Source organism: Pseudomonas sp. EGD-AK9, assembly GCF_000465935.2.
Taxonomy (GTDB): Bacteria; Pseudomonadota; Gammaproteobacteria; order Pseudomonadales; family Pseudomonadaceae; genus Aquipseudomonas.
Genome location: NZ_AVOF01000223.1, coordinates 1 through 5,500 on the forward strand (window position 1 = coordinate 1; position 5,500 = coordinate 5,500).

At 67.6% G+C, this 5,500-nt stretch carries 5 protein-coding genes and 1 pseudogene; all 6 read right to left on the reverse strand.

The window, feature by feature from the left end:
- Window positions 1-221: glycosyltransferase (locus N878_RS11565; protein ID WP_031303058.1), on the reverse strand; the 221-nt coding region annotated here is incomplete at its 3' end.
- A complete protein-coding gene (gene ftsW, locus N878_RS11570; RefSeq protein ID WP_021443816.1) occupies window positions 211-1,431 on the reverse strand; it encodes a putative lipid II flippase FtsW in 1,221 nt (406 codons plus the stop codon). The genes N878_RS11565 and ftsW, both read right to left, overlap by 11 nt.
- On the reverse strand, window positions 1,431-2,777 hold the full coding sequence (gene murD, locus N878_RS11575) for a UDP-N-acetylmuramoyl-L-alanine--D-glutamate ligase (protein WP_177342894.1): 1,347 nt from the start codon (window positions 2,775-2,777) through the stop codon (window positions 1,431-1,433). The genes ftsW and murD overlap by 1 nt, the downstream gene beginning before the upstream one ends.
- A gap of 5 nt (window positions 2,778-2,782) precedes the next feature.
- Window positions 2,783-3,865 carry a phospho-N-acetylmuramoyl-pentapeptide-transferase gene (gene mraY, locus N878_RS11580; RefSeq protein ID WP_021443818.1) on the reverse strand — a complete coding sequence of 361 codons (1,083 nt, stop codon included), beginning with the start codon at window positions 3,863-3,865 and terminating at the stop codon, window positions 2,783-2,785.
- A complete protein-coding gene (gene murF / locus N878_RS11585) occupies window positions 3,866-5,236 on the reverse strand; it encodes a UDP-N-acetylmuramoyl-tripeptide--D-alanyl-D-alanine ligase (RefSeq protein WP_021443819.1) in 1,371 nt (456 codons plus the stop codon).
- Window positions 5,229-5,500, reverse strand: a pseudogene (locus N878_RS11590) (UDP-N-acetylmuramoyl-L-alanyl-D-glutamate--2,6-diaminopimelate ligase); the annotation flags it as partial. The pseudogene N878_RS11590 and the gene murF, both read right to left, overlap by 8 nt.

Sequence of the window (5,500 nt, forward strand, 5' to 3'; positions counted from 1 at the left end):
GGCGCCTTGAGCAAGGACAGTTTGCCCTTGCCGCGCAGGCCGCTGACGTCGATCAGGTGCAGCGGCAGGCCGGCCTGCGGCACCAGCTCGTTCTCGATGCCGCGCGGCGTGCCCAGCCAGTGCACGGCGTAGCCGCGTGCCTGGAACTCACGGGCGCAGGCCAGCGCCGGGAACACGTGGCCGCCGGTGCCGCCGGCCATGATCAGCACGTTACCGCGCATGGACGACCTCCTGGTTCGGCTCGGCGAAATCCGCCTCGTCGAACTCGACGTCCTCGCTGCCCAGCACGTTGCGCCGCTCCCACTCGATTCGCAGCAGCAGCGCCAGGCTGACGCAGCAGATCACCAGCGAGCTGCCGCCGTAGCTGAGGAACGGCAGGGTCAGGCCCTTGGTCGGCAGCAGCCCGGTGTTCACCCCGATATTGATCAGGAACTGGCCGATCCACAGGAAGGACAGGCCATAGGCCACGTAGGCGGCGAAGAACTGCTTGGCCTTCTCCGCCCACAGGCCGATGTACAGGCCGCGCACGCAGACGAAGACGAACAGCGCCAGGGTCGCCAGGGCGCCGATCAGGCCGAGCTCCTCGGCCAGCACCGAGAAGACGAAGTCGGTGTGGGCTTCCGGCAGGTAGAACTGCTTCTGGATGCTGTTGCCCAGGCCGACGCCGAACCATTCGCCACGGCCGAAAGCGATCAGCGCCTGGGTCAGCTGGTAGCCGGCGCCGTACTGGTCGGCCCAGGGGTCGGTGAAGGTGATCAGGCGCTGCAGGCGGTACTCCTGGGTCTGCACCAGGACGAACACCGCGCCGACCGCCAGGGCCACCATCAGGCCGAAGCGCAGCAGGCCGACGCCGCCGAGGAACAGCATGGCCATGGCCGCCCCCATCATCACCACGGTGGCGCCGAAGTCCGGCTCCAGCAGCAGCAGGCCGGCCATCGGCAGCAGCACGACGAAGGGCTTGAAGAAACCGGCCCAGCTCTCGCGCACTTCTTCCTGACGGCGCACCAGGTAGCCGGCCAGGTAGACCACCACGAACACCTTGGCGATTTCCGAGGGCTGCACGTTGAACGCGCCGAAGCCGATCCAGCGCCGCGCGCCGTTGACCTCGCGGCCGATGCCCGGCACCAGCACCAGCACCAGCAGGGCGAAGGCGGCCAGCAGCAGCATCCAGCCATAGCGTTGCCAGAAACTCATGGGGATCAGCAGCACCACGCCGGCGGCGCCGAGGCCGATGATCAGGTAAATCAGGTGGCGAATCATGTGGTACAGCGGATTACCGGACAGCGCCGCCGCCACTTCCGAGGAGGCCGAGGTGATCATCACCAGGCCCAGGCCGAGCAGGCCCAGGCAGCCGGCCAGCAGCGGGAAGTCGAGGTCGAGGCCACGACGACTGAGCAGCGGCGACGGGTAGGGACGCAGGAAGGCCAGCATCAGACGAGCCCCTCCACGGCCTGGGCGAACAGCCGCCCGCGTTCTTCGAAGTTCTTGAACATGTCCAGGCTGGCGCAGGCCGGCGACAGCAGCACGGCATCGCCCGCCTCGGCCAGCTCGCTGCAACGCAGCACGGCTTCGTCGAGGGTTTTCACCCGAACCAGCGGCGCGGCGTCGCCCAGGGCCGCGGCGATCCGTTCGGCATCGCGGCCGAGCAGCACCACGGCGCGGCAGAACCGCGCCACCGGCGCCTTCAGTGCGGAGAAATCGGCGCCCTTGCCGTCGCCGCCGGCGATCAGCACCAGCTTGCCGGCGATATCGCCACCCAGGCCTTCGATGGCGGCCAGCGCGGCGCCGACGTTGGTGGCCTTGGAATCGTCGTAGTAGTTCACCCCGGCGCGCTCGCCGACCCACTGGCAGCGGTGCGGCAGCCCGGCGAACTGGCGCAGGGCGGCCAGCATGGCGTCCATCGGCAGGCCGACGGCATGGCCAAGGGCCAGGGCAGCCAGGGCGTTGGACTGGTTGTGCGCGCCGCGGATCTTCAGCTCGCTCACCGGCAGCAACGCTTCGAAGCGAAACGCCAGGGACTTCTCGCCGTTTTCCTCGAGCAGACCGAAGCGCTTGAAGTCGGGCTTGCCCAGACCGAATTCCCAGCAGGTCACCTGGTCGGCGATCAGCGGACGCGACAGCGCGTCGTCGCGGTTGATCACCACCTGGTGGGCACCACGAAAGATCCGGTGCTTGGCCAGGTGATAGGCCGGCAGGCCGCTGTAACGGTCCATGTGGTCTTCGCTGATGTTCAGGCAGGTGGCCACTTCGGCATTGAGCTGATCGGTGGTCTCCAGCTGGAAGCTGGACAGCTCCAGCACGTACAGCTCGACATCGTCGGCCAACAGATCCAGCGCCGGGGTACCGAGGTTGCCACCCACGGCGACGCGCTTGCCCGCCGCCGCCGCCATCTCGCCGACCAGGGTGGTGACGGTGCTCTTGGCGTTGGAGCCGGTGATGGCGACGATCGGCGCACGGGCCTCACGGGCGAACAGGTCGATATCACCAGACAGTTTCACCCCGCGTGCAGCCGCTGCGGCCAGCGCTGGAGTCGCCACAGCCAGGCCCGGACTCACGTACAGTTCCGATGCGCGGCAGAGGAAGTCCACGTCCAGCTCGCCGCAACGCACTTCCACCTCGGGGTAGTCGCGCTTGAGCGTCTCCAGCTCCGGCGGGTTCGCGCGCGTATCGGCCACGGCGAAGCGCACGCCCTGGTGCGCCAGGAAGCGCACCAGGGACATGCCGCTCTTGCCGAGGCCGACAACGATGCGGAACTGGTCGGAAGCGATCAATGACACGCTCATTACCTCAGTTTCAGGGTGGCCAGGCCGATCAGCACGAGAATCACGGTGATGATCCAGAAACGGACGATCACGCGCGGCTCAGGCCAGCCCTTGAGTTCGAAATGGTGGTGAATCGGCGCCATGCGGAACACGCGCTTGCCGGTCAGCTTGAAGCTGGCGACCTGGATGATCACCGACAGGGTTTCCATGACGAACACCCCGCCCATGATGAACAGCACCACTTCCTGGCGCACGATCACGGCGATGGTGCCCAGCGCGGCGCCGAGGGCCAGCGCACCGACGTCGCCCATAAAGACCTGCGCCGGGTAGGTGTTGAACCAGAGAAAGCCCAGGCCGGCGCCGACCAGCGCGGCGCAGAACACGATCAGTTCACCGGCGCCCGGCACGTAGGGAATCAGCAGGTACTCGGCGAATTTGATGTTGCCCGACAGGTAGCAGAAGATCGCCAGCGCGCCAGCCACCATCACCGTGGGCAGAATGGCCAGGCCGTCGAGGCCGTCGGTGAGGTTCACCGCGTTGCTGGTGCCGACGATGACGAAATAGGTCAGGACGATGAAGCCGACGCCCAGGGGAATGGCGACGTCCTTCAGCAGCGGCAGGATCAGGGTGGTCTCCACCGGGCTCTGTGCGGTCATATAAAGGAAGATCGCCGCCGCCAGGCCGAATACCGACTGCCAGAAATACTTCCAGCGGCTCGGCAGGCCGCGCGAGTTCTTCTCGATCACCTTGCGGTAGTCGTCGACCCAGCCGATGGCACCGAACAGCAGGGTCACCGCCAGTACCACCCAGACGTAGCGGTTGGACAGGTCGGCCCACAGCAGAGTGCTCACGGCGATGGCGCTGAGGATCAGCGCGCCGCCCATGGTCGGTGTGCCCTTCTTCGACAGGTGCGACTGCGGGCCGTCGTGGCGCACGGCCTGGCCGATCTGGCGGATCTGCAGGGTGCGGATCATCCAGGGACCGAGCCACAGCGACAGGGCCAGGGCGGTGAGCACGCCGAGGATGCCGCGCAGGGTCAGGTACTGAAAGACCGCGAAGCCCTTGTGGAACTGTTGCAGGTACTCCGCCAGCAGCAGCAGCATTTAGTGATTCTCCCCAGATACGCCACAGAGCGCCGCCACGACCTTGTCCATGGCAGCGCTGCGTGAACCCTTGATTAGTAGTGTGCTGCCGGCCTGCTCGGCGCGAAGCGCTGCGATCAGGCTGGCTTGATCGGCGAAATGGCGGCCTTGTGAGCCGAATTCCTCGACCGCAAAGCGCATCAGCGGCCCCACGACATAGAGCGCATCGACCTTGCCGGCGGCATGACGGCCGACATCGCGATGGCCCTGCTCGGCCCACTGGCCCAACTCGCCCATATCCCCGAGCACCAGGACGGTGCGGCCGGAGAAGGCGGCGAGTATATCCACCGCCGCGCACATCGACACCGGGTTGGCGTTGTAGCTGTCGTCGATCACCCGCACGCCATTGGCCGTCAACTGCGCTACGGCGCGGCCTTTGACCGGCTGCAGGCTTTCCAGGCCCTGAATCATGGCGACCAACGGCAGGCCCAGGGCATGGGCGGCGGCGCAGGCGGCCAGGGCGTTGGCGACGTTGTGCACGCCGAGCAGGTTGAGCTGGATGCGCGCGCGGCCAGCCGCACCCTGCAGGGTGAAGCCCTGGCAGCCGCGCTCGTCGCGGCTCAGCTCGCCGGCATGGAAGTCGGCGGCCTGATCGACCAGCGAGAAGCTCAGCACCCGGCGCCCGGCGGCCCGTTGCTGCCAGATGGCGAAGGCCTTGTCGTCCAGATTGAGCACGGCCACGCCGTCCTGCGGCAGGCCTTCGAGAATCTCGCCCTTGGCCTGGACAATCTTTTCCGGGCCACCGAACTCGCCGACGTGGGCATTGCCGGCATTGGTGATGATCGCCACCTGCGGCCGGGTCAGGCCGACGGTGTAGGCGATCTCGCCGACATGGTTGGCGCCCAGCTCGATCACCCCGGCGCGGTGCTCCGGCGCCAGTTCGAGCAGGGTCAGCGGCGCGCCCAGATCATTGTTGAGGTTGCCGCGGGTGGCCAGCACCGCACCGTTCAGGCCGGCGCGCAGAATCGCAGCGAGCATTTCCTTGACGCTGGTCTTGCCGCTGGAACCGGTCACCGCCGCCAGCGGGCCGCTGAAGGCCTGGCGATTGAGCGCGCCGAGCTGGCCGAGGGCCAGGCGGCTATCGGCCACCAGCAGCTGCGGCAGCGGTGCATTGGCCACCTCACGCTCGACCAGGGCGGCGACCGCGCCCTTGGCGGCGACTTCGGCCAGGTAGTCATGGCCGTCGAAACGCGGCCCGGTCAACGCCACGAACAGCTGGCCGGGGGCGATGGTACGGCTGTCGGTGCCGACGGCGGAGAAGGCGACGTCGGTACCGATCAGGCGGGCGTTGAGAGGGCCGGCGACTTCGCCGAGCAGCCAGGGTTTAAGCATGGGCCGCCTCCCAGACCGCCAGGGCCTTGTTCGCCTCGATCAGATCGGAGAAGGGGTGACGCACGCCCATGATCTCCTGGTAATCCTCGTGACCCTTGCCGGCCAGCACCAGCACATCGGCGGCCTCGGCCTGCGCCACCAGGCGGGCGATGGCCTCGCCGCGCCCCGGGACGAACTGCACGGCATCCGGTGCTTTGAGGCCGGCGCGGATATCCTTGATGATCTGCGCGGGGTCTTCGCTGCGCGGATTGTCGTCGGTGACCC

Excerpts from the sequence above, each read along its gene's own strand:
- ftsW (WP_021443816.1), bottom strand. The coding sequence starts at position 1,431 with ATGCTGGCCTTCCTGCGTCCCTACCCGTCGCCGCTGCTCAGTCGTCGT.
- murF (WP_021443819.1), bottom strand. The coding sequence starts at position 5,236 with ATGCTTAAACCCTGGCTGCTCGGCGAAGTCGCCGGCCCTCTCAACGCC.
- mraY (WP_021443818.1), bottom strand. The coding sequence starts at position 3,865 with ATGCTGCTGCTGCTGGCGGAGTACCTGCAACAGTTCCACAAGGGCTTC.